This is a genomic window from Micromonospora pisi, from assembly GCF_003633685.1.
Classification (GTDB): domain Bacteria; phylum Actinomycetota; class Actinomycetes; order Mycobacteriales; family Micromonosporaceae; genus Micromonospora_G; species Micromonospora_G pisi.
In genome coordinates this window covers 6,179,299-6,205,069 of record NZ_RBKT01000001.1, presented here as the reverse complement: position 1 = coordinate 6,205,069, position 25,771 = coordinate 6,179,299, and the positions used below count along the sequence as shown (strand labels likewise).

General features: G+C 71.8%; 28 protein-coding genes. 13 read left to right on the top strand and 15 right to left on the bottom strand.

Annotation, left to right across the window (positions count from 1 at the left end):
* Nucleotides 1–93: 93 nt before the first annotated feature.
* The gene (locus tag BDK92_RS26685) at nt 94–747 is read left to right on the top strand and encodes a hypothetical protein (protein ID WP_121162610.1); all 654 of its coding nucleotides are present in this window, start codon (nt 94–96) and stop codon (nt 745–747) included.
* Between the two features lie 73 nt (nt 748–820).
* Here BDK92_RS26685 and BDK92_RS26680 read toward each other — a convergent pair whose 3' ends face one another.
* Nucleotides 821–2,128, bottom strand: coding sequence for an NAD(P)/FAD-dependent oxidoreductase (locus tag BDK92_RS26680; protein WP_121159167.1), 1,308 nt, complete (start codon nt 2,126–2,128; stop codon nt 821–823).
* Nucleotides 2,125–3,066, bottom strand: coding sequence for a ferric reductase-like transmembrane domain-containing protein (locus BDK92_RS26675; RefSeq protein WP_121159166.1), 942 nt, complete (start codon nt 3,064–3,066; stop codon nt 2,125–2,127). Before BDK92_RS26675 ends, BDK92_RS26680 begins: the two co-directional genes overlap by 4 nt.
* A 337-nt stretch (nt 3,067–3,403) precedes the next feature.
* On the opposite strand from BDK92_RS26675, the gene BDK92_RS26670 reads away from it, so the two are divergent.
* The 3 genes from BDK92_RS26670 to BDK92_RS26660 all read left to right on the top strand — a co-directional run bounded on the left by BDK92_RS26670 (nt 3,404) and on the right by BDK92_RS26660 (nt 6,621).
* On the top strand, nt 3,404–4,348 hold the full coding sequence (locus BDK92_RS26670) for a DUF4142 domain-containing protein (RefSeq protein WP_246017256.1): 945 nt from the start codon (nt 3,404–3,406) through the stop codon (nt 4,346–4,348).
* 28 nt (nt 4,349–4,376) lie between these two features.
* The gene (locus BDK92_RS26665) at nt 4,377–5,408 is read left to right on the top strand and encodes a Pecanex-like protein 1 (protein WP_121162608.1); all 1,032 of its coding nucleotides are present in this window, start codon (nt 4,377–4,379) and stop codon (nt 5,406–5,408) included.
* A 292-nt stretch (nt 5,409–5,700) separates the two neighbouring features.
* Nucleotides 5,701–6,621: a DNA-3-methyladenine glycosylase family protein gene (locus BDK92_RS26660; protein WP_121159165.1), complete on the top strand. Its 921-nt coding sequence runs from the start codon at nt 5,701–5,703 to the stop codon at nt 6,619–6,621.
* A gap of 125 nt (nt 6,622–6,746) precedes the next feature.
* On the opposite strand, the gene BDK92_RS26655 is transcribed toward BDK92_RS26660, so the two are convergent.
* Both BDK92_RS26655 and BDK92_RS26650 read right to left on the bottom strand, forming a co-directional pair.
* Nucleotides 6,747–7,310 (bottom strand): DUF1990 domain-containing protein, encoded by a 564-nt coding sequence (locus BDK92_RS26655; protein WP_121159164.1) that lies wholly within the window; start codon nt 7,308–7,310, stop codon nt 6,747–6,749.
* Between the two features lie 46 nt (nt 7,311–7,356).
* Nucleotides 7,357–7,569 (bottom strand): hypothetical protein, encoded by a 213-nt coding sequence (locus BDK92_RS26650; protein ID WP_121159163.1) that lies wholly within the window; start codon nt 7,567–7,569, stop codon nt 7,357–7,359.
* Between the two features lie 121 nt (nt 7,570–7,690).
* On the opposite strand from BDK92_RS26650, the gene BDK92_RS26645 reads away from it, so the two are divergent.
* The 3 genes from BDK92_RS26645 to BDK92_RS26635 all read left to right on the top strand — a co-directional run bounded on the left by BDK92_RS26645 (nt 7,691) and on the right by BDK92_RS26635 (nt 11,010).
* Complete coding sequence (locus BDK92_RS26645; RefSeq protein WP_121162607.1) at nt 7,691–8,791, top strand: ATP-dependent DNA ligase; 1,101 nt, start codon at nt 7,691–7,693, stop codon at nt 8,789–8,791.
* Between the two features lie 41 nt (nt 8,792–8,832).
* Nucleotides 8,833–10,440 carry an alpha/beta hydrolase gene (locus BDK92_RS26640; protein WP_121159162.1) on the top strand — a complete coding sequence of 536 codons (1,608 nt, stop codon included), beginning with the start codon at nt 8,833–8,835 and terminating at the stop codon, nt 10,438–10,440.
* 102 nt (nt 10,441–10,542) lie between these two features.
* The gene (locus tag BDK92_RS26635; protein ID WP_121162606.1) at nt 10,543–11,010 is read left to right on the top strand and encodes a GNAT family N-acetyltransferase; all 468 of its coding nucleotides are present in this window, start codon (nt 10,543–10,545) and stop codon (nt 11,008–11,010) included.
* 27 nt (nt 11,011–11,037) lie between these two features.
* Here BDK92_RS26635 and BDK92_RS26630 read toward each other — a convergent pair whose 3' ends face one another.
* From BDK92_RS26630 to BDK92_RS26620, 3 genes are all read right to left on the bottom strand, one after another.
* Entirely contained in the window at nt 11,038–11,448 is a 411-nt protein-coding gene (locus BDK92_RS26630; RefSeq protein ID WP_121159161.1) for a hypothetical protein, read from the bottom strand.
* Complete coding sequence (locus BDK92_RS26625) at nt 11,445–11,906, bottom strand: hypothetical protein (protein ID WP_147457122.1); 462 nt, start codon at nt 11,904–11,906, stop codon at nt 11,445–11,447. Before BDK92_RS26625 ends, BDK92_RS26630 begins: the two co-directional genes overlap by 4 nt.
* A gap of 419 nt (nt 11,907–12,325) precedes the next feature.
* On the bottom strand, nt 12,326–13,123 hold the full coding sequence (locus BDK92_RS26620) for a hypothetical protein (protein ID WP_147457121.1): 798 nt from the start codon (nt 13,121–13,123) through the stop codon (nt 12,326–12,328).
* A gap of 48 nt (nt 13,124–13,171) precedes the next feature.
* On the opposite strand from BDK92_RS26620, the gene BDK92_RS38545 reads away from it, so the two are divergent.
* A complete protein-coding gene (locus BDK92_RS38545) occupies nt 13,172–13,411 on the top strand; it encodes a hypothetical protein (protein ID WP_147457120.1) in 240 nt (79 codons plus the stop codon).
* A gap of 108 nt (nt 13,412–13,519) precedes the next feature.
* On the opposite strand, the gene ligD is transcribed toward BDK92_RS38545, so the two are convergent.
* Together ligD and BDK92_RS26610 are read right to left on the bottom strand one after the other, a co-directional pair.
* On the bottom strand, nt 13,520–14,557 hold the full coding sequence (ligD, locus tag BDK92_RS26615) for a non-homologous end-joining DNA ligase (RefSeq protein ID WP_121159158.1): 1,038 nt from the start codon (nt 14,555–14,557) through the stop codon (nt 13,520–13,522).
* A gap of 29 nt (nt 14,558–14,586) precedes the next feature.
* Nucleotides 14,587–15,189: a hypothetical protein gene (locus BDK92_RS26610; protein WP_121159157.1), complete on the bottom strand. Its 603-nt coding sequence runs from the start codon at nt 15,187–15,189 to the stop codon at nt 14,587–14,589.
* A 66-nt stretch (nt 15,190–15,255) separates the two neighbouring features.
* Here BDK92_RS26610 and msrB point away from each other — a divergent pair, with 66 nt between their 5' ends.
* Nucleotides 15,256–15,669, top strand: a complete 414-nt coding sequence (gene msrB / locus BDK92_RS26605) for a peptide-methionine (R)-S-oxide reductase MsrB (RefSeq protein WP_121159156.1) — start codon at nt 15,256–15,258, stop codon at nt 15,667–15,669.
* Nucleotides 15,670–15,779: 110 nt separating this feature from the next.
* Here msrB and BDK92_RS26600 read toward each other — a convergent pair whose 3' ends face one another.
* Entirely contained in the window at nt 15,780–16,055 is a 276-nt protein-coding gene (locus tag BDK92_RS26600; RefSeq protein ID WP_121159155.1) for an isoamylase early set domain-containing protein, read from the bottom strand.
* A 198-nt stretch (nt 16,056–16,253) separates the two neighbouring features.
* Between BDK92_RS26600 and BDK92_RS26595 the strand changes: the two genes are divergently transcribed.
* Together BDK92_RS26595 and BDK92_RS26590 are read left to right on the top strand one after the other, a co-directional pair.
* Nucleotides 16,254–16,514, top strand: a complete 261-nt coding sequence (locus BDK92_RS26595) for a Prokaryotic metallothionein (RefSeq protein WP_121159154.1) — start codon at nt 16,254–16,256, stop codon at nt 16,512–16,514.
* A 124-nt stretch (nt 16,515–16,638) separates the two neighbouring features.
* Nucleotides 16,639–17,085: a GNAT family N-acetyltransferase gene (locus BDK92_RS26590; protein WP_121159153.1), complete on the top strand. Its 447-nt coding sequence runs from the start codon at nt 16,639–16,641 to the stop codon at nt 17,083–17,085.
* Between the two features lie 87 nt (nt 17,086–17,172).
* On the opposite strand, the gene BDK92_RS26585 is transcribed toward BDK92_RS26590, so the two are convergent.
* Both BDK92_RS26585 and BDK92_RS26580 read right to left on the bottom strand, forming a co-directional pair.
* Nucleotides 17,173–18,381, bottom strand: coding sequence for a GNAT family N-acetyltransferase (locus BDK92_RS26585; RefSeq protein WP_121159152.1), 1,209 nt, complete (start codon nt 18,379–18,381; stop codon nt 17,173–17,175).
* 124 nt (nt 18,382–18,505) lie between these two features.
* Nucleotides 18,506–19,258, bottom strand: a complete 753-nt coding sequence (locus BDK92_RS26580) for an acetate uptake transporter family protein (protein ID WP_211349375.1) — start codon at nt 19,256–19,258, stop codon at nt 18,506–18,508.
* A gap of 211 nt (nt 19,259–19,469) precedes the next feature.
* Between BDK92_RS26580 and BDK92_RS26575 the strand changes: the two genes are divergently transcribed.
* The gene (locus BDK92_RS26575; RefSeq protein WP_121159150.1) at nt 19,470–21,650 is read left to right on the top strand and encodes a ricin-type beta-trefoil lectin domain protein; all 2,181 of its coding nucleotides are present in this window, start codon (nt 19,470–19,472) and stop codon (nt 21,648–21,650) included.
* Nucleotides 21,651–21,705: 55 nt separating this feature from the next.
* Here the strand turns inward: BDK92_RS26575 and hemQ are convergent, their stop codons facing one another.
* From hemQ to hemE, 3 genes are read right to left on the bottom strand one after another with little or no spacing between them, the layout of a single operon-like run.
* On the bottom strand, nt 21,706–22,455 hold the full coding sequence (gene hemQ, locus BDK92_RS26570) for a hydrogen peroxide-dependent heme synthase (RefSeq protein WP_121159149.1): 750 nt from the start codon (nt 22,453–22,455) through the stop codon (nt 21,706–21,708).
* On the bottom strand, nt 22,452–23,918 hold the full coding sequence (gene hemG, locus BDK92_RS26565) for a protoporphyrinogen oxidase (RefSeq protein WP_121159148.1): 1,467 nt from the start codon (nt 23,916–23,918) through the stop codon (nt 22,452–22,454). The genes hemQ and hemG overlap by 4 nt, the downstream gene beginning before the upstream one ends.
* 50 nt (nt 23,919–23,968) lie before the next feature.
* Entirely contained in the window at nt 23,969–25,051 is a 1,083-nt protein-coding gene (gene hemE, locus BDK92_RS26560; protein ID WP_121159147.1) for a uroporphyrinogen decarboxylase, read from the bottom strand.
* A gap of 118 nt (nt 25,052–25,169) precedes the next feature.
* Between hemE and BDK92_RS26555 the strand changes: the two genes are divergently transcribed.
* Complete coding sequence (locus tag BDK92_RS26555; protein WP_121159146.1) at nt 25,170–25,742, top strand: DUF3000 domain-containing protein; 573 nt, start codon at nt 25,170–25,172, stop codon at nt 25,740–25,742.
* Nucleotides 25,743–25,771 lie beyond the last annotated feature (29 nt).

Below are 25,771 nucleotides of genomic sequence, written 5' to 3'. Positions count from 1 at the left end.
TGTGAAATTGTCCACCGTGAATCACTCATCCGCTCGGCACGGGTGCCCGTACTTCCGGGTGACCTGCCAAGCTGAGGAGGACACGTGGCACTGATGAAGCGAACCGTCACCGTTGCGAGCACGCTGGCCGCAATGACCGCGATCGCCGCCCTGACGGCTTGCGCTCCGGCCGGGTACGACGGAACCCAGGCCGCCGACACCGAGCCGGTGGCGAATGCCGAGGTGGCGGCTGCGGCCTCGGCAACTCCCGAGGCCTCCGCGTCCCCGGCCAAGCCCCCGGCGAATGTTCCTCTCACCACGCAGTTGATCGCCAAGAAGGTCGCCAAGATGGGCTCGGTGGTAACCGACCAGAAGGGCTGGATCCTCTACCGGTTCGACAAGGACTCCGCGAATCCGCCGACCACGAACTGCAATGGTGACTGCGCCCGGGTCTGGCCGCCGGCGGTGACCGACGGCAACACCGAACTGACCGGGGTCGACCAGGAGAAGGTCGGCGAGGTGACCCGGGAGGACGGCACCCGTCAGCTGACCCTCGGCGGCTGGCCGCTCTACCGCTACGTCGGCGACCTGAAGCCGGGCCAGTGGAAGGGCCAGGGCGTCGGCGGTACCTGGTTCGTCGTCGCCCCCGACGGCAAGAAGAACCTGAGCTGCCTGCCCGAGGGCACCCCGAAGGCGGTTCCCCCGCCGCCGGTCGAGGGCGAGGACGGTGCCGCGGAGAACACCGGCGGCGACGCGTACTCGTACTGACCGGTGGCCCCCGACGCGTCGGCTGGCCGTTGCCGTTCGGGCGCGGCCAGCCGGCGCCGGGGACGTTCCCGGGTCAGCTGGCCTCGGCGAGCCGGCGGGCGGCCGGCGCGGCAGCCGGTACTGCGGCGGTCGCGGTGACCGGCGCGGCAGCTGGGGCCGGCACGGTGACCGTGGTGGTGGCGAGCATGGACCGGGTGATGGAGGTGAAGGCGTGCGGCGCGTTGACCGCGACCAGACCGACGAGTCGACCGTCGTCGTGGTAGCCGACCAGCACACCGGCCCGGGCCACGTCCCGGCGACCGGGTCGCAGCTCGGTGACCATCACCTCGGCGTGCTCCGGAAGCTCGCCGCAGACCTGGATGCGCAGCCCGTACTGATCGGACCAGAACCTCGGCACCACGGTCACCGGCGGCACCTCGCGGTCACCGGCGAGCAGGGTGTGCGCGGCGGCCCGACCCTGTTGCAGTGCGGCGATCCACTGTGCACACCGGCGCGGCCGGGCGGAGTAACGGAGGTTCGGCCAGCGGGCGACGGTGCCGGCGGCGACCACGCCCTCGACGCCGAGCACCCGCAGGCTCTCGTCGCAGCGCACCCCGTCGCTGATGTCGATCCCGGTGCCGTCGAGCCAGTCGACGTCGGGTCGTTCGCCGGTGGTGGTCACGACCAGGTCGGCGAGGAGTTCGTCCCCGTCGTCCAGCTCCACCAGCCAGCCCCGGCGACGCCGGTTCAGGCCGGTGACCCGGCGGCCGAGCCGCAACTGCACCCCGTCGCGGGCCACCTCCCTGGTGACCAGCCGGCCGACCGTCTCGCCGACGGCGCGGCCGAGGACGTACGGCGACGAGTCGACCAGTACGCAGTCGCGGGCCAGGGTGCGCACGGCGGACGCGACCTCGCAGCCGGTGAGCCCGGCGCCGATCACCACCACCCGTTGGGCGTCGCGCAGGGCACCGCGCAGGGCCCAGGCGTCGGCGAGCGTGCGCAGGGTGTGCAGCCCCGGTTCGCCCACCGGCCAGTCGCGCGGCAACGCGGTTCGCGCACCGGTGGCGATCACCAGCCCGTCGTAACCGAAGCGTTCACCGGTGTCGGTGGTGACGATCCGGGCGTCCGGGTCGAGGTGCACCGCACGCCGGCCGAGGTGCCAGTCGATCTCGGCGCCGTCGAGCACCGGCATACGTACGTCGCTGGGGCGCCGGTGTCCGGTGAGCAGCCCCTTCGAGCAGGCCGGTCGGTCGTACGGAGCACTCGGTTCGTCGCCGAGCACCCGTACCTCGCCACGGAAACCGGCCCGGCGCAGCTCCTCGGCGGCGGCCACTCCGGCCCGACCGGCGCCGACCACCACCACCCGGTCGTACGCCGAGCGTGGTCCACGCCGCCGCCTCACGACGCACCGTCGCGGCGGTGCACCCCCGTGCCGCTGGCCGAGGAGACGGACCGGGGGCCCGGGCGGGGCCGGGGGCGGCGTCCGGGACGGGTGGACCGGTCGGTCCCGGTGTCGGCGTCCGCATCGGAATCCCGCTCGACCGGAAGCGGGGTGAGCACGGTGGTCGGCACCCGGTTGAGGGTAATCGCCCGCGCCGGGCAGACCTCGACGGCACGGAGCACCGCGTTGGTCTGGTCGGCCGGCACCATGGCCTTGTACGCCAGCCGTCCGTCGCCGCGCAGGGTGAAGACGTCGGGTGCCTCGTGTTCACAGAAGCCGAACCGGGCGCACCGGTTCGCGTCCACGTTGACGGCGATCTCCTGCCCACGCCGACGGGAGGCGAACCGGTCGCCGAGGTCACGGCGGAGGTCGCTGATCCACGGAGTGGTCGTGATCCACACCGCCACAGTGGAGAGCCAGGCCACCAGTACGCTGCCCCAGACGACGGGCGGCCCGACATCCGATCCGGAGATCAGCACGTGTGCGACGAGCAGCATGAACGCGACGTACGTCAACGCGTGCAGCGCCCGCCACCGGGCGTATCCCAACCGCCTCTGGATCAGTACGGAGAGCGTGGTGGCCACCATCAGTTCCAGCGCCACCGTCCCGACCCCGATGCCGATCGGGTCGGTCGGGTTGAGGAAGGGGACGAACTGGTCGACCAGCCGGACCGGGCCACCGGGCGAGGCGAGCTGGGCAAAGCCGTGCACGAGCCCGAGACAGAGCCCGAGCAGGGCGATCGTGGAGTGCGTGGCGTGAGTGGTCGAGTGCCGTATCCGGGTGAGTGCCCAGCCGTTGCGCAGGACCAGGCCGGACAGCACCGCGAGCCAGAGCAGGAAGAATGAAATAAATCCCACGGTCGCGGCGATGAGATGCACGCTTTCCTGCGCACTGCGCACGCCTGCGGTCCTCCTATTCCAGGTGGCACCGGCTGAGAGTTACAGAGGGGAAACCAACCCAACGCCTGGTGTCTATATGATTCTGGGCTACCAGCCAGTATGGTAGCCCGGGCGCAAAAGTCAAGGCGACCCTGACCATCCTTGTGGCCTGGGCATGGAACCGTACCCATCAGCCGAACGGCCGATGCCTGCGGTTGACCTTCGCCAACATAAGTTCCTGTTAAGTAAGACCTAAGAATTCCCTATCTTGTTGACCCCGGATTGACGGTTGGACAATACGATCCGTACGGTTTCCGGGCAGTCGAAGATTTGTTGATTGTCAGGGGGAGGTGAGCCCATGTCGACCGCACTGCCACGTTCGCTGAGCGGGTCGAAGTGGCCGTTGGCGCTGATCACCGGAATTGCGGGTGCGCTGCTCGGCGGCGTGCTCGGCGCCCCGGTGGCGGCCTCGGCCGCTTCGCTCGGCGGCCAGCCGACGCAGGCCCGCCCGGTACGGGCGGCCCAGCCGATGCCGGCGTACCAGCCAGCACGCGCGGTGCCACCGGCACCGGCGTACGGGCCGGTGGCCGCGCACCCGTCGGGCAGCCCGGTCAGTGGCGACGTGCCGAATCCGCTCGCGGAGATGCCCGCCAAGGCGTCCGCCGCCGGGCCGGTCGGACCGGCCGACCGGGACCTGCTGGTCAAGGTCAAGCTGGCCGGGCTCTGGGAGATGCCGGCCAGCGACATGGCTGTCGCCAAGGGCGCGTCCACCAAGGTCCGTGAGGTCGGCGGCAAGATCGGCCCGCAGCACATGACCCTGGACGACCTGGTGAACAAGGCCGCCGCCAAGCTCGGCGTGGCCCTGCCCACCGAACCGACCCCCGAACAGAAGGGTTGGCTGGCGGAGATGCAACGCGCCACCGGCCCCCAGTTCGACCTGGTCTTCGTGGAGCGGCTGCGAGCGGCCCACGGCAAGATCTTCCCGGCGATCGGCGCCGTTCGCGCCGGCACCCGTAACGAGGTGGTCCGCGAACTCGCCGCACAGGCCAACGCGTTCGTCCTCACCCACATCACGCTCTTGGAGAGCACCGGGCTGGTCGACTACGAACGGCTTCCGCTGCCCCCCGCCCCCGCCCCGGCCGCCGCGGCAGCGGCCGTCGTCGGCGGCACCGGCTCGCTCCTCAGTGGAGTCGACACCCGCGCCGCCACCGGCGGCGTCAACCCGACCGTCGTCTGGCTCGTGCTGCTGGCCGCGCTGATCGCCGGTGCCTACAGCATGGTCCGCCTGATCCGCCCCCGCTGATCAACCCTCGAAGGAAGAGGTGCTCCACGTGAACGACACCCCCGCCCGCAGCTCCCGGCAACGCCGGTCGAACCGGCCGCCCCGCCGCACCCGGCTGATCGCCGTACTCTCCACGTTGGTCGTCTTCGGCGGCATCGTCGCGGTCACCCAGGTCTCCTCCGCGGGCACGCTCGGCTGGCGCTCCCGTAACAACTTCTGCCCGCCGGCGACCACCCCCGCCCGGCCCACGACACCACCGGCCGGGGCGACCACGTCCCCCGGGGCGAGCGCACCGGCGGCCACCCTCAACCCCGGCAGCCCGGCCCCGACCGGCGGGGTGCCGAACCCGTCCAACACCGCGGCGGCGTACCACGACCACGGCTCCATCCAGCACCCAGGCGACGGGCAGGAGCCGCTGATCGCCGGCTCGCAGAACCGGCAGCAGGACCGCAACCGGGGTCGAAACTGCACCCCCCGCCCCGGTACGTCGAGCAGTGCTCCCCCGGTCGGCAACCCGGCCAACCCGGGCGCCCCGCTGGAGATCCTCGGCAACAGCTGCGAGCAGAGCCAGAAGCAGCCGCACGACGGTTTCCAGAACGGCGACCGCTGCGTCAGCACCGAGTTCGGCGAGGTCGGCACCGCCGAGGACAACCCGTCGCTGCTGATCACCCAGGCGCCGCGCCGGGTCCGGATCAACCAGTCGTTCACGATCCGGGTGAGCACCCGCAACCTGGTCCGGGACCGGTTCCTCGCGGCCGGTCAGGGCGGCTACTACAAGGAGAGCTCGTTCCTGACCGAGGACGGGCTGGTCCGTGGCCACTTCCACACCGCCTGCCGGATGCTCACCAGTGACCGGAGCGCGCCCGACCCGGCGCCGGTGCCCGCGTTCTTCGTGGCGACCGAGGACGGCAAGGGCGGCGCCCAGGCCGACGAGGTCACGGTGACCGTGCCCGGTCTGCCGGCCGCCGGTGAGGCGCAGTGCGCCTCGTGGGCCGGCGACGGTTCGCACCGGGTGCCGATGATGCAGCGGGCCAACCAGATCCCCGCCTTCGACGTGATCCGGCTGACCGTCACCCGGTAGCCGACCCCGACGGACGGGAACGACTTCCCGGAGCAGGTGGGCACGCCGTCAGTCACCCCTCCACGACCGGTGTGTCATCAGGTCCCCCACCAATCCCCACGGCTGACCCGCGACCGAGCGGACGGACAAGGAAGGACGGCTCACCACTGCCAGGTCAGCTGACCTGCTCCGGGCAAGACCGGCACCGGGACGCGCACGGGCGTCCCGGTGCCTTCCCGTTTCCGGTCTTCGCGCAGGTCACGGGGTCGCCCCGGACCTGGGCGGACCCGACGGCGCGTGGCACAGTGTCCGGGTGACCGAAACGGCAGCAGCGGCGACGCGGACCCTCCGCCCGCCCGACGGCTATCACCTGGCCGCCTCGGTCGGACTGCTCGCCATGGGCAACCACGACCCGTGTGCCCGCTTTGTCGACGGCTCGTTCTGGTGGGCCACCCGTACGCCGGACGGGCCGGCGACGCTCGCGCTGCGGCGTACCGGCGGGGAGTTGCTGGCCACCGGGTACGGCCCCGGTGCCGGGTGGGTGCTCGACCGGGCCGACTCGATCGCCGGACTCCGTGACGACCTGACCGGATTCGCGGCGCTGGCCGCCGCCCACCCGCTGGTGGCCGAACTGGCCCACGCCCACCGGGGACTGCGGATCCCCCGTACCGGGCAGGTCTTTCCCCGGCTGCTCCGGACGATCATGGAACAGAAGGTCACCGGCACGGAGGCGTTCCGGGGCTACGCGGCCACCGTCCGGCACTTCGGCACCCCTGCCCCGGGACCGGTGTCCGCGCTCTGGACCCCACCGGAACCGGCCGCCCTGGCGGCCGCCCCGTACTGGGTGTTCCACCCGTTCGGGGTCGAGCAGCGCCGGGCCGAGACGCTGCGCCGGGCCGCGGCGGTCGCCGACCGGCTGGAGCGGTGCGCCGACTCGGACGAGGCGACCCGGCGGCTGACCGCGATCGTCGGGATCGGGCCGTGGACCGCCGCCGAGGTGGTCCGGACCGGCTACGGCGACGCCGACGCGGTGAGCGTCGGCGACTATCACATTCCGAACATGGTGAGCTGGGCGCTGGCCGGGCAGGCGCGCGGGGACGACGCCCGGATGCTCGAACTGCTGGAGCCGTTCCGGGGGCACCGGGGTCGGGTCTGCCTCCTGCTGGCCGCCGCCGGTGCCCACGCTCCCCGCTTCGGCCCGCGTATGCCGCTGCGCTCCTTCGCCCGCTTCTAGCGGGGTAAGGAAGGGCCCCTTGTTATCGGATTCGGTAGAGGAAGGGCCCCTTCCTAACGCCCTGGCGGGGTGGGACGGCGGCGGGGCGGGCGGCGGCGGGGCGGCGCCGGGTGGGGCGGGGCGGGCTAGCGCTGTGGGACGGCGAGGCGGCGCAGGGTCTGGCCGAGGTGCCGGGCGTAGAGCTGCTGGAACGCGACCGCGAACGGGCCGGCCGAGCCCATCAGCCATCCGGCGGGACGGCTGAAGGCGGTGACGCCGAACCAGACGTCACCCCGGTCGTCCCGCTCGACCAGGAACGCCTCCTCGCCCCGGGCGGGATGGCCGGGCAGGGTGCCGTAGCCGAAGCCGGCGCGGTGCTCGTCGCGTACCGCCCAGACCACCCGGCACGGCGCGCGCAGCCGCAGCCGGCCGACGCCGAGCCCGGAGACCACGGTGACCCCCTCGGCCGCGCGGGGCGCGGACGCCTCGATCCGGATCCCGGCGGCCCGGTGCAGCCGCCAGTCGAGCACCGCGTCGCCGGCGGAGGCGAGGTCCACCGCACCGAGCCGGGTGCGGTACCGCAGGTGGCGGTAGCCCGGCGGAAGCTCGCCGGTCAAGGTGGCGCCGGTCTCGGGGTACGTCAGCGCGTCCACCTTGCCGCCCTCCCGCCGCCCACGCCGGGACCACCGACGCAACCCATTCAAGATCATCGCAAGCGTAACAGCGGAGCGCGGGACGGGCCGGACCGGCGCCGATTCAGGCGGCCTCCCGGAGGTCGGCCAGGGTGAGCGGCGTACGGGCCCGCAGCAGCCGCTCGAGCGCGTCGACCGTGCCCACCTCGCCCAGCACGTTCCGGCCCCCGCCGACCTCTGTCGGGTAGTAGCGGACCAGCCGGTACAGGTACCGGCCCGAGATCCGCTCGATACTCACCTGCCAGCGCCCACAACAGGCGCAAACCCACCCCCGCATCCGGCGAAGATAGCTCTGACCTGCGCAAACGCCGAACCCGTCGGGACGTACGGGGCAGCCGGGGCCGGTGTGGCGGATGAGATGGGCCACCAGCACCGGCCGGTTCTGGTTGACTGGGCGGGTGGAGCTGCCGATCAATCCGCCGGTCGAGCCGATGCTGGCCAAGAGCGTGCCACGGATACCCACCGCCACCGGCATGAGTTACGAGCCGAAGTGGGACGGGTTCCGCTGCATCGTGTTCCGTGACGGCGACGAGGTGGAGTTGGCCAGCCGGGGCGGTAAGACGCTGACCCGCTACTTTCCCGAGGTGGTCGAGCAGGCCCGACGGCAGTTGCCGGTGCGCTGCGCGGTGGACGGGGAGCTGATCGTGATCCGGCGCGACGGGCCCCAGGGCGCGCCCCGGCTCGACTTCGAGCTGCTCAGCCAACGGATTCACCCGGCCGCGTCCCGGGTGGCGATGCTGGCCGAGACGACCCCGGCCGACCTGGTCGCCTTCGACCTGCTCGCGCTCGGCGACGAGGCCCTGGTCGAGCTGCCGTACGCGGACCGCCGGTCCCGACTGGAGGCGGCGCTGGCCGGGGTCGAGCCGCCGGTGCACGTCACGCCGAGCACCGCCGACCCGGACGTGGCCGGACGCTGGTTCGAGATCTTCGAGGGCGCCGGGCTGGACGGCCTGATCGCCAAGCCGGCCGAGATCAGGTACGAGCCGGGCAAGCGGCTGATGTTCAAGATCAAGCACGCCCGTACGGCGGACGTGGTGGTGGCCGGGTTCCGCTGGCACAAGTCGGGGCCGGTGGTCGGCTCGCTCCTGCTCGGCCTCTACGACGACGCGGGCGTACTGCACCACGTGGGGGTCTGCGCCTCGTTCACCGCCGCGCGACGGGCGGAACTGTTGGAGGAACTGGCCCCCTTCCGGGGCGACCCGGAGGGCCACCCGTGGGTGCACGGCGACCCGGCCAGTGGCCAGCGACTACCCGGCGGACCGAGCCGGTGGACCGGCACCAAGAGTTTGGAGTGGGAACCGCTGCGCCCCGAACTGGTGGCCGAGGTCGGCTACGACGCGATGGAGGGCGACCGGTTCCGGCACACCGCCCAGTTCGCCCGCTGGCGGCCGGACCGGGAGCCCCGCTCCTGCGGCTACGGACAGTTGGAACGGCCGATCCGCTTCGACGTCGACCAGGTGCTCGGTGGCGACCCGGCGGCGGCGACCGGGCGGGCGTGAGCGACGCGTAGCCTGGCGACCGATGGATCGGGAGGTCTCTGGTGACCCGCACGCTCGCCCGACGCTGGCGCGTACTCGCCGGCTGTGTCGCCGCCACACTGGTACTGAGCGGTTGCACGCTGCCCGTCTTCGCACCGCGCACCGACGGCGGAGCGCCGGGGCGTGCCGCGTCCGGCCCGGTCGGGTCGGCCGCCGCCTGGAAACCCTGCCCGGAGACGGCGCGTGAGCTGGTCGGCCGGACCGCGCCGGAGATGCGGTACGACTGCGCCACCATCGCCGTACCCCGGGACTGGCTGGCCGCCGGTGGCACCGCCGCCCCCGGAACCGGCAGCAGCGCCACCCCCGGCAACAGCGCCACCTTCGACATCGCCCTGATCCGGGCCCGCTCGACCCGGCAACGGGACCGGATCGGGTCGCTGCTGATCAACCCCGGCGGCCCCGGCGGCTCGGGCGTGGACACCGCCGTCTACCTCTCCTTCGGCCCGGCCTTCGGCGGGCTGCCCGACGACGTCACCGATCGGTTCGACATCGTCGGCTTCGACCCGCGCGGGGTGTCCCGCTCCAGCCCGGTCGAGTGCGTCTCCGACGCCAACCTGGACACGAGCTTCGGTTACGACCCGGACCCGGAGAGCCAGGCCGGATTCGACGGCCTGGTCGCGCTCAACCAGCGCATCGGCGAGGCGTGCGCGGACAAGTACGGCGACGATCTGCGCCTGTTCTCCACCGAGCAGGCGGCTCGGGACATGGACGCGATCCGGGCGGCGGTGGGCGACGAGAAGCTCACTTACCTGGGCTACTCGTACGGCACCCTGCTCGGCGCGACCTACGCGCAGCTCTTCCCGCGCAACGTACGGGCGCTGGTGCTCGACGGCGCGGTGGACCCGCAGCAGGACAGCGTCGCCGACTCGGAGAGCCAGGCCAAGGGGTTCGAGCTGGCGTTCACCAACTTCACCCGGTGGTGTGCCCAGACCCCGTCCCGCTGCCCGGTCGCACCGGATGCCCGCAAGGCGGTGACCGACGCGCTGGCGAAGGCCGACGTCTCCCCGGTACGCGGGCGCGACGGCCGGACCGCCACCGGCGGCTGGGTCCTGTACGCGGTGATCTCCTCGCTCTACACCGAGTCCGGCTGGGAGGAGCTGGCCAAGGCGATCGACCGGCTCGAGGGCGGTGACCCGACCGGGGTGTTCGAGTTGGCCGACTCGTACGCCGAGCGCGACGCCGACGGGACCTACTCGAACCTCTTCGACGCCAACCTGACCATCAACTGCGCGGACGACGAGGGCACGCCCGACGTGGCCCGGATCCGCGAGCTACAGGCGCAGTGGCGGGCGAAGTACCCGCTGTTCGGGGCGGCGCTCGCCACCGGTCTGCTGACCTGCCGGTACTGGCCGGGGCAGCGGGACCCGTACCCGACCGGTGCGGCGACCGGGGCACCGCCGATCCTGGTCGTCGGCACCACCGGCGATCCGGCCACACCGTACGAGCAGACGCCGAAGCTGGCCGACATGCTCGGCGTCGGCACGGTGCTGACCTGGGAGGGCGAGGGGCACACGGCGTACCCGCAGACCCGCTGCGTCACCGAGGCGGTGGACGCGTACCTGATCGATCTCACCGTGCCGCCGACCGGCCTGCGCTGCCCGGCCCGCTGACCGGGGACCGTCGGACCGGTGCCGGTGACCACGGCGACCGGGGTGGTTCTAGCCGGCCCGGCCGATGGTTCCGGCGCCGGGACGGTGTGCCAGGCTGGCCACGTGACGGAGATCGTTTACCGGGCCGCGGGCCGCGGCGACGTGCCGGCGATCGTGGCGCTGCTCGCCGATGACGACCTGGGCGCCGAGCGGGAGGTCGTGGGCGAGGAGGTGGACGCCGCCTACTGGGCCGCGTTCGAGGCGATCGACGCCGATCCGCGCAACGCGCTGATCGTGGCCGACCAGGACGGCGAGGTGGTCGGCACGCTGCAACTCACCTTCATCCCCTCGCTCACCCGCGGCGGCGCCGAGCGTGCCGAAATCGAAGGAGTGCGCGTACGCAGCGACCGACGCGGCACCGGCCTGGGGCGGTCGATGATCGGTTGGGCGGTGGAGCAGGCCCGGGAGCGGGGCTGCGGCCTGGTCCAGTTGACCACCGACAAGCGACGTACGGCCGCTCACCGTTTCTACTCCGGACTGGGATTCCAGGCCAGCCACGAGGGGATGAAGCTCCCGCTCCGGCGGGGATAGGCCGCTGGCCGTCACCAGCGGCCGACGTCACGGGATCCGGGAAGCCGGACCACCGCCGGCCTCACCGGCGAGGATGTACTCCCGGAGCCGCTCGATGGTGGCATCGCTGGCGAAGATCGCCCGTTGCCACCGGCGGATGAGATCGGACATCTCCTGGACCGCGGAGCGCAGCTCACGGATCTCGCGACTCGCCGCCGCGGCCTGCCGGCGGGCCCGCTGGGTCTCCGCCTCCAACTCCGCCACCCGGGTCTTGAGTGGATCGACCAGGGTGAGGGCCGTGTCGGTGAGTACGTCGGCGGCGTCGGCCCGGAACTTGCGTCGTTGCAGCGCGACGGTGGCGATCGCGGTGACCCCGCCGGTGCCACCGAGCAGTCCCACCACCGAGAGCAGGATCTGGATCCAGGGCGGGCCGGTCGGGGCGGATACTGCGGTGATCACGGCGATTCTCTCTCTACGAGCAGGGGTACGTCGACGAGCGTGCAGGTGGTGCCCACCCGCGCCAGTCGGCGGAGGTCGCGGACTATCTGCACCGTCCGCCAGTAGGAGGCGGCCGAGACGGCGGCGACGAAGGTGCCGGCGGCCAGACCGGACCGGCCGCTGATGGCCAACAGTGCGATCGCGTACATCCCGGTGGTGGTGCCGAAGAGCACGATGGCACCGAGTTCCAGGCCCAGTCCGGTGGAGAGCTGGCCGCGCCAGCTGACGCCGACCAGGCCGAGCACCCCGCCCACGATCAGTCCGATCTCCCAGGTGGCTTGGACGGTCAACGGCATCGCGACGGTCACCGAGCGCGGTCGGGCGTCACTCAGCAGCAGGCCCACGCCGCAGACGACCGCCGCCGCGAGCAGGGTCACCTCGAACGGATGCCGTCCCGAGATGATCAGCACAGGACGCATCGTCAGCTCCTCCGGGTGCCGGGCTCAGGACGGCCCGTCAGGACGTGGTCGGATTCGGGGTGAGCGGTCGGTGTGTACCGGTCCGTGCGGTAGGCGGTAAGACTCATGATTTGCCCCCTGGCTTCAAGTGGTAGCACGGTCGGTCGTCCTCCGCCGATCCGGTATCTGTCGCGTTTCAGCAGGTCAACGCCGTGGTCCGCACCGACGACCGGGTGCGGCGGGCCGGATGCGGCGGGCCGGACCGGGGTGCGTCGGGACGGCCCGGCCCGCCGCCGGTGGACGCCGTACGGACCGCCGCCGTGGATACACGACGGCCCGTGCGGCGCGCGGGGCCGGATCCGGCGGACCCCGCTGCTCGTGAGTACGCACGGCCGGCGCCGGTGCCGGCGCGTGGCGCGCTCGTACGCCCGCGAGGTGGATCAACGCGAGGCGGCGGCCACCTTCCGCAGCAGCGCCTCGGCCAGCTTGTCGTAGTCGATCGGGGTCGGCTTCGCCGCCTCGGCCGCCTGTAGCTTCAGTAGGGCGGTGACGTCACGGCGGAGTTGGTTGAACTCGCGGACGAACTTCATCTCACGGGTCCCGCCGTCGGTGGTCTCCTGCATGTCGAGCAACGCGTCGGTGGCCTGCCAGGCCACCGACAACGCGCCGTCCTGGGCCGGGGTCATCATGTCCGTCTCCTCTTCGATTATGGGTTCGCCGAGCGCGATCGCGAGGATCCGCTCCATCAGCTTCCGGTCCGCGCAGTGGCGCCGATCGAGGCTCAGGTGCCAGTGCCAGAGGTGTGAGCTGTCCGAGGTGGCCGCGACGTTGCGGACGTTGTCCCAGCCGTCCACCACCTTGTCGCCGTCGACATTGCAGTAGATCTCCCGGACCTCCTCGAGCTGCCCGGCCTTCATCGCGGTGAGCAGCCGCTTGGACTGGGCGATCATGCTCTCGGTGTCGCCGGGCGTGAAGTCGAAACCGGCGATGTGCCGCAGTTGGTCGGCGGTCAGACCGGTCTGCTTGGTGTAGGTACGGTTTGTGCACAATGGACTTTTCTCGATGAACTCCTGCGACCGGTGCGCGCCCCTGAGGTGCAGATAGTCGCCCTTGGTTCCCGCCGCGGCGCGGGGTCGTCCGGTACGCCGGCACAGTTCGTCCCCGAGCCAGTCCAGCTCTGCGGTGACGATCTCGCGGCGTACCCAGGGATCGGCGTTGAATGCTGCCTGCGTGGCCATGAAGGCACCGCTTCCCGAACACGTACCGGCCGGTCCGCGGGTGAGGGTGTGGCAACCGCCGGCGGCGGCGAGCAACGCCCGCCCGAGGGGGTCGACCTGCCGGTTCGTGGTCTGATGATCGATGATTTCCTCGACACGGCGAGGACCCGCCCGGCCGACCCGCACGGGTTCGGCCACGCCGGGCCGCACTGCCCGGCCGACGTGCCGGCGGGCACCGCGCACCGGTTTCCGGTTTCCCGGTGCGGGCCGGTCAGCAGGAGTTCAGCCTCCCTCGACCGCCTGCCGTAAACGCCGTCACTTAGCGCAACGAGTGCTCTGACCTGCGGTTTCGTGCCACCGGGCAGGATGGCACATTTTGTGATCTCGCTGAGCCGCAACCGGTTGCCGGGCGCCTCGTTATTCGGATTTCCCGTCGGTCTGCCGGGCCCGGCTGGGCTGGACCCGCTTCGGTTCGCCCGGCATCTTCGGGTGGTCCGGCGGGTACGGGAGATCACCCGAGCCGCCCCGGTCGTCGCGTTCGGCCCACTCCAGCAGGGGCGTGATGTCCCACGGCGTCTCGTCCAGGACGGCGTACGGGTCGCCGATCTTCGCCAGCCGGGGTGGCACCGTACGGAGGTCGAAGTCGTCCGGCTCGACGTCGGCCAACTCGTCCCAGGTGACCGGGGTGGAGACGGTGGCCCGGGCGTTGGCGCGCAGCGAGTACGCGCAGGCGATCGTCCGGTCCCGGGCCATCTGGTTGTAGTCCAGGAAGACCTTCTCGCCCCGCTGTTCCTTCCACCAGGCGGTGGTGGCCAGGTCGGGTCGGCGTCGTTCCACCTCGCGGGCGAACGCGATCACCGCACGGCGTACCTCGGTGAAGGTCCAGCGCGGCTCGATCCGGAGGTAGACGTGCACGCCCCGACCGCCGGAGGTCTTCGGCAAGCCCGTCGCGCCCAGTTCGTCCAGGAGCGCGCGCACCTCCCCCGCCACCGTCACCGCGTCGCCGAAGTCGGTGCCCGGTTGCGGGTCGAGGTCGATCCGCATCTCGTCCGGCCGGTCCACGTCGGCGCCCCGGACCGGCCAGGGATGGAAGACCACCGTGCCCATCTGCGCGGCCCAGGCGACATGGGCCAGGTCCGCCGGACAGAGCTCGTCGGCGGTACGGCCGCTCGGGAACTTGATCCGGGCGGTCTCCACCCAGGGCGGTACGCCCCGGGCCGGCACCCGCTTCTGGAAGAACATCTCGCCTTCGATGCCGTCCGGGAAGCGTTGCAGGGTGGTGGGACGGGACCGCAGTGCCCGCATGATCCCGTCACCGACGGCCACGTAGTACTCGAACACGTCCTTCTTGGTGAAGCCGCGCCCGGGGAAGATCACCCGGTCCGGGCTGCTCAGCCGTACCTGATGTCCAGCCACCTCGACCTCGACGGCCGCCGCCTTCGCGCTGCCAACCATGCCGCGACCATATGCCAACAGGCGGCTGCTCACGGCCCCGGCGGGCCGTCCGGCACCGATCCTTCGCCCGGACGCGGCTCCGGGGCGAGTCCCGGCACCAGCCAGTCCCGGTGGGTCGACCAGACGTGGCAGATAAGGAACAGCTTCCGCTCGAACCTGGGGTCCCGCCCGAGCCACCCGTCATAGGGGGCGCGCAACCGCAGCGTGGCGCCGTTGTGCAGGTAGACCGCGACCAGGGTGCGCCCCCGTCGACGCTCGGCCCGGATGTCCACCACCAGACGCCAGGGGGCGAAGCCGTCCAGCCCGAGGGGCACACTGCGCACACCCAGTTCGTCGAGGCGGGCGCCGATCCGACGCCGGATCGCGACCCCGTAGATCAGGCCGAGCGGCAGGGGCGCCAGTACGGCGAGCCAGCTCGCCTGGGTCGGGGCGCGCAGTTGCCAGGTCCCACCGACCAGTACGGCCAGCACCGTCGGTCCGGTCAGCACGGCGCTGGTGAGGGTGATCGTGCCCACCACGCCGGCCCAGAGCCCGTTCAGCAGCGCCTGGCGCCAGGTCGGCCGGAAGCTGGCCAGCACCACCAACTGATGCTTGCCGTCCTGCTCCCCGCCCGGCCTGGTGGCCGCCCGCATACCCGGTCAACGACCACCCGGGGCAGTTGGTAATCACCCGCGCCCCGGCCGCCGTACCGTTGAGGCATGACTCTTGACAAGAAGGAGCTTCCGCGTACGGAGGACGAGTGGCGCGTCCGCCTGTCGCCCGAGGAGTTCCGGGTGTTGCGTCAGGCCGGCACCGAGCGGGCCTGGACCGGCGAATACGTCGAAACCAAGACTCCGGGGACATATCGCTGCCGCGCCTGCGACGCGGAACTCTTCTCCAGTGACACCAAGTTCGACTCGCACTGCGGCTGGCCGAGCTTCGACCAGGCCCTGCCGGGCGCGATCCGCTACATCGAGGACCGCTCGCTGGGCATGGTCCGGGTCGAGGTGCGCTGCGCCAACTGCGACTCGCACCTGGGTCACCGGTTCGACGGTGAGGGCTTCACCCCGACCGACGCCCGCTACTGCATCAACTCGGTCTCCATGCGCCTGGACCCGACCGACCGCCCCTGATCCGTTTCTCCCCTGATCCGTCCGGATCACGCCGGGGCGGCCGTACCGGCGGCCCCGGCCGGGGCCCGCCCAGCCGCCACGACGGTGACCCGCCCCGACGTACGCGCTGCTCAGAGCAGCAGCCGACCACCCTGCTGGTCCACCAGGTCGGCCTGCTCGTCGTCGAGCCAGACCCCGCCGCTGGCGAGGTAGCGGAACCGGTACTCGCCCGGAGCGAGCCGGACCGTCACCGTACGCCGACCGTCCCGGCGCGGCACCAGTTCGTGCCGGCCGGGCTCCCACCCGTTGAAGCAGCCGACGACGCTCACCGTGCCGGTCGGCGCGTCCTTCGGCAGCGAGAAGGTCACCCGGGTCTGGTTCCCGAACAGTCGGTTCCGTTTGATCATTTCGCCCTCCAGTCAACGACTCCGTGCCATCGGTGGTGTCCCGCGACCCCGCCTGCGCGGTCGCCGCTCCGGCCCACCCACCCGGCTCAACGCGGCAGATCGGTCAGGGGTCGCGTTGAGTTGTTTTGCCCGTTTGACTAACTCGTGGGGGCACGAGGCCGCAAGCTGGGAGCAGTGTCCGAAACAGGGGGATTTGTCATGGCAACTTGCGAAACCTGCGGCAACGACTACTGGATGTCGTTCGAGGTACGGACGGTCAGCGGCGACTCGCACACCTTCGACTCGTTCGAGTGCGCGATCCAGAGTCTGGCGCCGATCTGCGAGCACTGCCAGGTCCGGATCGTCGGACACGGGGTGGAGGTCTCCGGCCGCTTCTTCTGCTGCGCCCACTGCGCCCGGGCGGTCGAGGGCGACCAGGGTGCCGCGATCAAGGACACCGTCGGCGCCCGCCCCGCGTGAAAGGAAGGGCCCCCTATTATCGCTTTCCGTAGAGGAAGGGCCCCTTGTTAACACCCAGCGGCGCATCGCGCCGGGTGACGGCGGCAGGTGTGAGACCGAGGGTTGGGGCACATACGATCGCGGGATGCATCCCCCGATCACCCTCCATGTCGCCCCCTTCGCCGACCTCGACGCCCGTACGCTGCACGACCTGATCCGGCTGCGGGTCGACGTCTTCGTGGTCGAGCAGAAGTGCCCGTACCCGGAACTGGACGGTCGGGACGTCGAGCCGGGCACCCGCCACCTCTGGCTGGAGCAGGACGGGGCGCCCGTGGCGTACCTGCGGATCCTCGCCGACCCGGAGGGCGTGGAGCGGATCGGACGGGTCGTGGTGGCCCAGCACGCGCGCGGCGACGGCCACGCCGGAAGGTTGATCACCGAGGCCCTGCGGGTGATCGGCGAGCGGACCAGCGTGTTGGAGGCGCAGGCGCACCTGGCCGGCTTCTACGGCCGCTACGGCTACGCCCCCATCGGCCCGGAGTACCTCGAGGACGGCATCCCCCACGTGCCGATGCGCCGTACCCCCGCCTGATCCCTTGTCCCAAAGGTCGCGGGGTCGCGGGGTCGCGGGGGGCACGCGTACGGGAAAGACGGGTTTGGTGTGCCCGTTTCGCGGCGACTAGAAGTCGACGAAGAGATAGGGCATGGCACGAGGAAAGAGCGAGCGGAGTTCGACCGCCGCGTCGGCCGGTACGGTGCCCAAGCCACGCAACGGCACCTCCTCCGGGTCGAGCACGCCGTAGACCAGCGCGGAGATCCCGGCCGCGGTCAGCGTCGCGGTGGGCACAGCACCACCGGCGGCGCGGCTCACCTCCAGCCGACCGCCACCGGAGCCGGGGGAACCGCCGTCGAGGAGGTAGTCGCCGGCGGTGAACGGGTCGTCGACGATCTCGACCCGTACCCGGCCGGGGCCGCTGGCCAGGCCGTCCAGTGCGTCCAGGGAGAGCACCCGGGCCATCGGAGCGACCGAACTGGGGAAGGCGATTCGCGACTCGGTCTGGACGGCCAGGTCGGTGGCCCACAGCTCCGGTGTCTCGTCGGCCGGAACCACCATGCTGACCCGGGCCACCTGGTCGACGTGGCGGGCAAAGAACTGGAGCAGCAGCGCCCGACCGAGCGGACCCACGGTGAGCAGGTCGTCGCCGGTCAGGGTGCCGCCGTGCTCGTCGATCCGGTAGGTGACCGCGCCGATCATCTCACCGTCGAGCCAGGCGCTGGCCAACCAGCGGTCGTCCCTGTCCCGCAGCCGCACCGCCTGGTAGTCGGGGGCGAGTGAGAAGCCGTGCCGCGAGCCGAGCAGCCGCTCGGTGAGGCCCCGGTAGGCGTCGTACCCGTCCCGGACCCGTTGCCAGCGCAGCTCGCCGGGGAGGTCAGCATTCAGCAGACCGCCGAGGTCGGCCGGGGAGAAGCTGACCGTACGCGGCTTGGGCAGGCCGGCGAATCCGAATCTGGCGTAGAAGGAGGAGCGGAACGGGTAGAGGGCGCTGACCGCGTACCCCTCGTCGCGCATCTCGCCGAGCAGCTGGGTGAGCAGCGTACGGACGTGGCCCTGCCGACGAGCCAACGGATGGGTGGCGACACCGGAGACACCCGCCATCGGCAGGACCGTGCCACGGACGTTCTGCCGCATCGGGAAGGCGCTCACCGCGGCGAGGGTCTCTCCCCCGTCTTCCTCCACCACGAGCGTGACGTTCTGCCGGTGGTACGGCAGGTGATCGCGGAGCTTCTCCGCGTCGGCGGCGGCCATCGGGGACGGCTCGAACGCGTACCCCTGCAGTGGCCACGTGGTGACGGGACGTTCTTCGTTGGCGAGCTGACGGATCTTCATGAGCCCATCCCAACCGGTTGCACACCAGGGTTCAACCCATTTGAGCGGTGCGTGGATCCGACCGGCCCCGAGGGCCGGTCGGATCCACGTCGGACACCCGCTTCGGGTCAGCCGGGCAGAAGACTCACTGGCCGACCTTGATGCCCGGCTCCCCGGCGACGAACTGGATGGACTTGCGGGGTTCCCGGCCGGGGACGTTGACTCCGCCCCGCTTGCCGAGCGGCAGGATGACCCGTCGGTAGGTCCCCTCCAGCATCATCGCCGTGGCGACGTACCAGGCGATCAGGGCCGAGACGATGAAAAGCCAGGCCCCGGTCGTACGCCACGCGGAGCTGTCGGCGATCTGGCCGACTGCGGTGGCGGTAGCACCGGCGGCGAGTGCGGTGAGCACTGCGGCGAGCCCGAGGTTCACCGCCAGCGCGGCGAAGGCACCGGACCAGGTGATCGCGGCCATGGCCACGAACCAGTAGCCGAGGGCCACGAACGGGGTGGGTGTGGTCAGCACGCCGAGCGCGACGAGAAGAAAGAGCAGCCCGTAGGCGAGCCAGAATGCGCCCCAGATGCCGTGCATCGCGGTGGCCAGGCCGTCCCGCGCCCGGTACGCCCACATGCCGGCGAGGAACTGGGCCAGGCCGCCGAGGAAGGCGGCGAACGGGAAGATGAACTGCGGAGTGGCCGAGGAGCCGTACCAGCCGGCCAGGTTGGCGGCGACGACGAAGGTGGCGGCGGCGAAGCCGAAGAGCCCCAGAATCGACGGTGCCGCGACCGGCTGCAGCGAGATCGTGGCGTGGTTGCGCCAGAACTCGAACTCGCCGTCATGGCCGTCGTGGCCGTCGTGACCGCGCATGGGTTGTGCCGGGCGTGACATGTGAGACATCTCCAGACTCCTTCTCCAGCGGATCTCACCGCCTGACGCGGCTGGCCCGTCGCCACCGCCGACTACCCAGCGGATCAGGCGTTACACAGATTCGGGCGGCAGGGCACCGGCTCCGGTCATCCATCGTCGTTTCGGTCATATGTTGACTTTCCACCAGGTCATCAATAGCCTTCGATCAATCTGTTAAGTTTGTGAACTGATCGGACTCGCCATGACCCCCAACAGCAGAACCCGGGGCCGCGTCCGGCCCAGGATCGTCGCCGTCCTTGCCACCGTCGTGGTCGGACTCGCCGTCGGGGCGGTCGGCGTCACCAGCGCTCAGGCCGCGACCACCGGCGCCATCACCGGGTACGGCGGCAAGTGCGTCGACGTCGCCGCCGCGAGCAACGCCAACGGCACCCAGGTGCAGCTCTACACCTGCAACGCCAGCAACGCTCAACAGTGGACCGTCGGCGACGACGGAACCATCCGCGCCCTCGGCAAGTGCCTCGACGTGGCCAGTGGCTCCACCGCCAACGGCGCCCGGGTACGGATCTGGGACTGCAACGGCAGCGGGGCACAGCAATGGACCGCCAGCGCCGGCCTGTTGCGCAACCCGCAGGCGAACAAGTGCCTGGACGCCACCGGTCCCTCCTCCGCCGACGGTACGCCGCTACAGATCTGGGAGTGTTTCGGTGGGCCCAACCAACAGTGGGTCCTGCCCACCGGCGGCGGCACCCCCACGCCGACGCCGCCCACCCCACCACCGGGAGGCACCGTGGACCTCGGGCCGAACGTCTCCGTCTTCGACCCGTCGATGTCCAGCGCGACGATCCAGAGCCGGCTGAACACCGTCTTCAACCAGCAGGAGAGCAACCAGTTCGGCAACAACCGCTACGCGCTGCTGTTCAAGCCGGGCAGTTACCACGTCGACGTGAACGTCGGCTTCTACACCCAGGTCGCCGGGCTCGGCTTCCTGCCGGACAGCGTCACCATCAACGGTGGGGTGCACGTCGAGGCGGACTGGTTCCAGGGCAACGCCACCCACAACTTCTGGCGCGCCGCGGAGAACCTGTCGGTCACCCCGCCCTCCGGCACCGACCGCTGGGCCGTTTCGCAGGCCGCGCCGTACCGCCGCATGCACGTACGCGGCAACCTCCAACTCGACGACGGCGGCTGGTCCAGCGGCGGCCTGCTCGCCGACACCCGGATCGACGGCCAGGTCCGCTCCGGTTCGCAGCAACAGTGGCTCTCCCGCAACACCCAGTGGGGCAGTTGGACCGGCGCGAACTGGAACATGGTCTTCGTCGGCGCGGTGAACGCCCCCGCGAACAGTTTCCCCGAGCCGCCGTACACCACCGTCGGGCAGACCCCGGTGGTACGGGAGAAGCCGTTCCTCTACATCGACCAGGCCGGCAACTACCAGGTCTTCGTCCCGGCGGTACGGTCCAACTCGACCGGCACGAGCTGGGCCTCCGGCAACCCGGCCGGATCGTCCCTGCCGATCAGCCAGTTCTTCATCGTGAAGCCGGGGGCGACCGCCGCCGCCATCAACGCGCAACTCGCCCAGGGCAAGCACCTGCTCTTCACCCCGGGGGTCTACCACCTCGACGACACCCTCCGGGTGACCCGGCCCGACACCGTGGTCCTCGGCCTCGGCCTGGCCACCCTGATCCCGGACAACGGCGTGGTCGCGATGACCGTCGCCGACGTCGACGGGGTGAAGGTCGCCGGTCTGCTCTTCGACGCCGGCACGGTCAACTCGCCGGTGCTGATGGAGGTCGGACCGGCCGGCTCGTCGGCGAACCACTCGGCCAACCCCACCTCACTGCACGACGTCTTCTTCCGGGTCGGCGGCGCGGCGGTCGGCAAGGCCACGGTGAGCCTGCGGGTGAACAGCTCGAACGTGATCGGCGACCACCTGTGGATCTGGCGCGGCGACCACACCTACGGCGTCGGCTGGAACGTCAACACCGCCGACACCGGCCTGGTCGTCAACGGCAACGACGTCACCATGTACGGCCTCTTCGTCGAGCACTACCAGAAGTACCAGACCATCTGGAACGGTGAACGCGGCCGGACGTACTTCTACCAGAACGAGATCCCGTACGACGTGCCGAACCAGGCGAGCTGGATGAACGGCTCGCAGCAGGGGTACGCGGCGTACAAGGTGGCCGACTCGGTGAACACCCACGAGGCGTGGGGGCTGGGCAGCTACTGCTTCTTCAATGCGAATCCGAGCGTGGTGCTGGGGCACTCGTTCGAGGTTCCGACCAAGGCCGGGGTGCGGTTCCACAACATGGTCACGGTCTCGCTCGGCGGCGGCACCGGAACGATCCGCAACATCATCAACAACGCCGGTGCGACGGTGAACTCCGCCAACACCGAGGCGACCCTGGTCAACTATCCCTGATCCGCCACGACGACCCGGGGGCCGGGGCGACACACGCCCGGCCCCCGCGTCGCGTTCACGGCAGGCTGGCGACCAGCTCGGCGACCGAGCGGCGGCGGCCGGTGTAGAAGGGGACCTCCTCGCGGACGTGCCGGCGGGCCCGGGAGGCGCGCAGGTCACGCATCAGGTCGACGATCCGGTGCAGTTCGTCGGCCTCGAAGGCGAGCATCCACTCGTAGTCGCCGAGCGCGAAGGAGGCGACCGTGTTCGCCCGTACGTCGGGGTAACCGCGGGCCATCTTGCCGTGCTCGGCGAGCATCTCCCGGCGCTCGGCGTCGGGCAGCAGGTACCACTCGTACGAGCGGACGAACGGGTAGACGCAGACGAAGTCCCGGGCCGCCTCGCCGGCCAGGAACGCGGGCACGTGACTCTTGTTGAACTCGGCCGGCCGGTGCAGCGCCATCTGCGACCAGACCGGGGCCAGTTGCCGGCCGAGCGCGGTCCGCCGGAACAGCCCGTACGCCTCCTGGAGCGCGTCCGGGGTGGCGGCGTGCCACCAGATCAGCACGTCCGCGTCGGCTCGCAGCGCCGAGACGTCGTACGTGCCCCGGACCACCACGTCCTTGCTCGCCAGGTCGGCGAGGAGCGCCTCGACCTCGGCGGCGATCCGTTCCCGGTCGGCCGGCAGCGGCCCGGTGGCGCGGAACACCGACCACATGGTGTAGCGGATGCTCTCGTTCAGTTCCCGCAGCCGCGCCGCGTTGGTCTGCTCCACCGCTGCGGCGGCCGCCTCGGCGATGGCTTCCGTGCCGTCCTGCGCACTCATACCGTGGTTCCTCCCAGAGCCTTGACGATCTCTTCGGCGGCGGTCTCGCCGGAGCGTACGCAGACCGGCATTCCCACCCCGTCGTAGCCGGCGCCGGCGAGCGCCAGCGTCGGGTGGGCCGTACGCAGCATGTTCCGGGCCGCGCTGACCCGGTCCAGGTGCCCCGGCGTGTACTGCGGCAGCGCGCCGCCCCAGCGCTGTACGTGGCTCGCCACCGGTGCCGGCAGCGCCGGGCCGGCGAGGAGTTGGCCCAGTTCCCGGTGCACGGTCGCGGTCAGCTCGGCGTCGTCGCGCTGGAGCAGGTGCTCCTCGCCGTACCGCCCGACCGAGGCGCGCAGCAGCGCCAGCCCGTCCGGCCGGCGCAGGTGGCCCCACTTGGTGGTGAAGAAGGTCGCCGCCTTGGTCAGCGTCCCCTCGGACGCGGGCACCAGGAAGCCGGAGAGGTCGGGCAGGGCCGCCGCCGGCAGGGCCAGGGTGACCAGGGCGACGCTGGCGTAGTCGAGCCGGCCGACCAGGGCACCGGCTCCGACGTCGACGCTGGCGAGCAGCCGGGCGGCCGGACGCGCCGGCAGGGCCAGGACGACCGCCTCCACCTCGACCGCCTCGGGGTCCCGGGTCGGGCCGATCACCAGCCGCCAGCCGGTCGGGGTGCGGGTCAGTTCGCGGACCGCCGCGCCGAGCCGGATGCCGACCCTGGTGTGCCCGGCCTCGGGGCCGCTTCCGGTGGGGCTGACCAGCGCCTCGGCGGCGGCGGTGACGAGTCGGCTCAGCCCGCCCGCCACGGTGGCGAAGACCGGCTGGCCGGGGGCGCGGGGCGCGGCTGCCTGGGCGGCCCGGACCGCACCGGTGAGCGTGGTCTGGGTTCGCGCGGCGCGGGCCAGCGCGGGCATCGTGGTGGCGAGCGAGAGGGTGTCGGCGCGGCCGGCGTACACCCCGCCGAGCATCGGGTCGACCAGCCGGTCCACCACCTCGTCGCCGAGCCGGCGCCGGACCAGCTCGCCGACGGCCAGATCCTCGTCCGGGCCGAGCAGCGGGCGGCCGGCGTCGTGGTCCCGGTCCGCCGCCGGCCGCGCCAGCGCGGCCACCTTGGCCAGGTCCCCGGGTACGCCCACCAGCGTGCCGCCGGGCACCGGCCGCAGCCGTCCGCCGAGCGCGATCCCGGCCTGCCCCGTCGCCGGGTGCACGAGTTCCGTGTCGAGCCCGAGCCGGCGGGCCAGGGCGACCGCGGCGGACTCGCCACCGGCCGGGTCGCGGGTCAGGAACGCCTCGGCGCCGAACTCGACCGGTGAGCCGGCGATGGTGCCGGTACGCAGTTTCCCGCCGAGCGTGCCGGACTGCTCGTAGATGGTGATGACCGAGCCGGCCGGCGCCAACTCGCGCAGCCGCAACGCGGCGGCGAGGCCGGCGAGGCCGCCGCCCACGACCGCGATCCGCGGTCCGGTATCCCTGCTCGGCGTTTCCATGATCAGTGACTTTCCCTGTTCAGTGGCTTCCCGGTTCGGCGGCTTCCCGGTCAGCGGGCTGACGCCTCGTGTACCAGCGCGACCACCCGGGTCAGCACCTCCGGGTCGGTCTCCGGCAGCACGCCGTGGCCGAGGTTGAACACGTGTCCCGGGGCGGAGGCGCCCTCGGCCAGGATCCGGCGTACCTCGGCCTCGATCACCGGCCACGGGGCGAAGAGTACGCACGGGTCGAGGTTGCCCTGGATCGCCTTGTCCGGCCCGATCCGTACGGTCGCGGCGTCCAGCGGGGTCCGCCAGTCGACCCCGACGACATCCGCGCCGGCCTCGCCCATCGCGCCGAGCAGTTCGGCGGTGCCGACCCCGAAGTGGATCCGGGGTATGTCCGTGTCGGCCAGGCCGGCGAGCACCTTCGCCGAGTGCGGGAGCACGAACCGCCGGTAGTCGGCCTCGGAGAGCGCCCCGGCCCAGGAGTCGAAGAGCTGCACCGCGGACGCCCCGGCGTCGACCTGCACCCGGAGGAACTCCCCGGTGATCTCGGCCAGCCGGCCGCAGAGCGCGTGCCAGACCTCCGGCGCGCCGTACATCAGGGCCTTGGTCTTCGCGTGGGTGCGCGACGGTCCGCCCTCGATCAGGTAGCTGGCGAGGGTGAACGGGGCTCCGGCGAAGCCGATCAACGGTGTGTCGCCCAGGTCGGCGACGAGCATCCGGACGGCCTCGTCCACAAAGGAGAGATCATCGGCGGTGATCGGCCGGATCCGGTCCACGTCGGCGGCGTCGCGCACCGGCTGCGCCACCACCGGTCCGGTGCCCGGCACGATCTCCAGGTCGACCCCGGCCACGGCGACCGGCACCACGATGTCGCTGAACAGGACCGCGGCGTCCACCCCGTGCCGGCGGACCGGCTGCAGGGTGATCTCGCGCACCAGTTCGGGGCGCCGGCACGATTCGAGCATCGCCACCCCGGCCCGCAACTCCCGGTACTCCGGCAGCGAGCGGCCGGCCTGGCGCATGAACCAGACCGGGGTGTACGGCACCGGCAGCCGTCGGCAGGCGCGGACGAACGGCGAGTCGGCGGGACCGGCGGGAGCAGATTGCCCGCCCTGGCTCGTGTTACCAGCAATCGTGGTGGTCATCGGCGCAATCGTGCCACGCCCGGTGACGGCGCTGGCGGGCGCCGGGCGGTTTTGTGAGCACGGACGCGGCCGGCGCGGCGATCCCCCACCGTGCCACCGGTCGGCTTAGGCTGCGGACATGGCCGCCCCGATCGTGCTCCCCGAGACGTTCACCCGCGCGGTGGCCGGGTTGCGCGCGGCGGCCCCCCGGGACGAGATCCTGCTCGAAGAGGTCGGCGCCCCGCAGCGGCTCGCCCCGTACGCCTTCGCGCTGAGCGCCACCGTGCTGCGCGACGACGACGAGGTGGCGACCGGGCGGCTGATCCTGCTGCACGACCCCGCCGGCCACGAGGCGTGGGAGGGGACGCTGCGGCTGGTCACGTACGTCACCGCCGACCTGGAGGTCGATCTCGCCGCCGACCCGCTGCTCCCCTCGGTCGGCTGGACCTGGCTCACCGACGCCCTGGACGCCCAGGGGGCCGGTTTCCGGGCGCTGGGCGGCACCGTGACCCAGACCCTGTCGACCAAGTTCGGCGACCTCGCCGGCCCTCCGGCCGCCGGTGACATCGAGATCCGGGCGTCGTGGACGCCGCTGGGCGGCAATCTCCGCGCCCACCTGCTCGCCTGGTGCACGTTGCTGGCCTCGACCGCCGGGCTGCCCCCGCCCGGGGTCACCGCGCTCTCCGAGCGCCGCCCGGCCGGCGCCGCCTGAGCGGACGACCCGGCCGGGCGGCGGGGAGT

Excerpts from the sequence above, each read along its gene's own strand:
- BDK92_RS26685 (WP_121162610.1), top strand. The coding sequence starts at position 94 with ATGAAGCGAACCGTCACCGTTGCGAGCACGCTGGCCGCAATGACCGCG.
- BDK92_RS26670 (WP_246017256.1), top strand. The coding sequence starts at position 3,404 with ATGTCGACCGCACTGCCACGTTCGCTGAGCGGGTCGAAGTGGCCGTTG.
- BDK92_RS26655 (WP_121159164.1), bottom strand. The coding sequence starts at position 7,310 with ATGATCTTGAATGGGTTGCGTCGGTGGTCCCGGCGTGGGCGGCGGGAG.
- BDK92_RS26650 (WP_121159163.1), bottom strand. The coding sequence starts at position 7,569 with ATGCGGGGGTGGGTTTGCGCCTGTTGTGGGCGCTGGCAGGTGAGTATC.
- BDK92_RS26625 (WP_147457122.1), bottom strand. The coding sequence starts at position 11,906 with ATGCGTCCTGTGCTGATCATCTCGGGACGGCATCCGTTCGAGGTGACC.
- BDK92_RS26620 (WP_147457121.1), bottom strand. The coding sequence starts at position 13,123 with ATGGCCACGCAGGCAGCATTCAACGCCGATCCCTGGGTACGCCGCGAG.
- ligD (WP_121159158.1), bottom strand. The coding sequence starts at position 14,557 with ATGGTTGGCAGCGCGAAGGCGGCGGCCGTCGAGGTCGAGGTGGCTGGA.
- BDK92_RS26610 (WP_121159157.1), bottom strand. The coding sequence starts at position 15,189 with ATGCGGGCGGCCACCAGGCCGGGCGGGGAGCAGGACGGCAAGCATCAG.
- msrB (WP_121159156.1), top strand. The coding sequence starts at position 15,256 with ATGACTCTTGACAAGAAGGAGCTTCCGCGTACGGAGGACGAGTGGCGC.
- BDK92_RS26600 (WP_121159155.1), bottom strand. The coding sequence starts at position 16,055 with ATGATCAAACGGAACCGACTGTTCGGGAACCAGACCCGGGTGACCTTC.
- BDK92_RS26595 (WP_121159154.1), top strand. The coding sequence starts at position 16,254 with ATGGCAACTTGCGAAACCTGCGGCAACGACTACTGGATGTCGTTCGAG.
- BDK92_RS26590 (WP_121159153.1), top strand. The coding sequence starts at position 16,639 with ATGCATCCCCCGATCACCCTCCATGTCGCCCCCTTCGCCGACCTCGAC.
- BDK92_RS26585 (WP_121159152.1), bottom strand. The coding sequence starts at position 18,381 with ATGAAGATCCGTCAGCTCGCCAACGAAGAACGTCCCGTCACCACGTGG.
- BDK92_RS26580 (WP_211349375.1), bottom strand. The coding sequence starts at position 19,258 with ATGTCTCACATGTCACGCCCGGCACAACCCATGCGCGGTCACGACGGC.
- BDK92_RS26575 (WP_121159150.1), top strand. The coding sequence starts at position 19,470 with ATGACCCCCAACAGCAGAACCCGGGGCCGCGTCCGGCCCAGGATCGTC.
- hemQ (WP_121159149.1), bottom strand. The coding sequence starts at position 22,455 with ATGAGTGCGCAGGACGGCACGGAAGCCATCGCCGAGGCGGCCGCCGCA.
- hemG (WP_121159148.1), bottom strand. The coding sequence starts at position 23,918 with ATGGAAACGCCGAGCAGGGATACCGGACCGCGGATCGCGGTCGTGGGC.
- hemE (WP_121159147.1), bottom strand. The coding sequence starts at position 25,051 with ATGACCACCACGATTGCTGGTAACACGAGCCAGGGCGGGCAATCTGCT.
- BDK92_RS26555 (WP_121159146.1), top strand. The coding sequence starts at position 25,170 with ATGGCCGCCCCGATCGTGCTCCCCGAGACGTTCACCCGCGCGGTGGCC.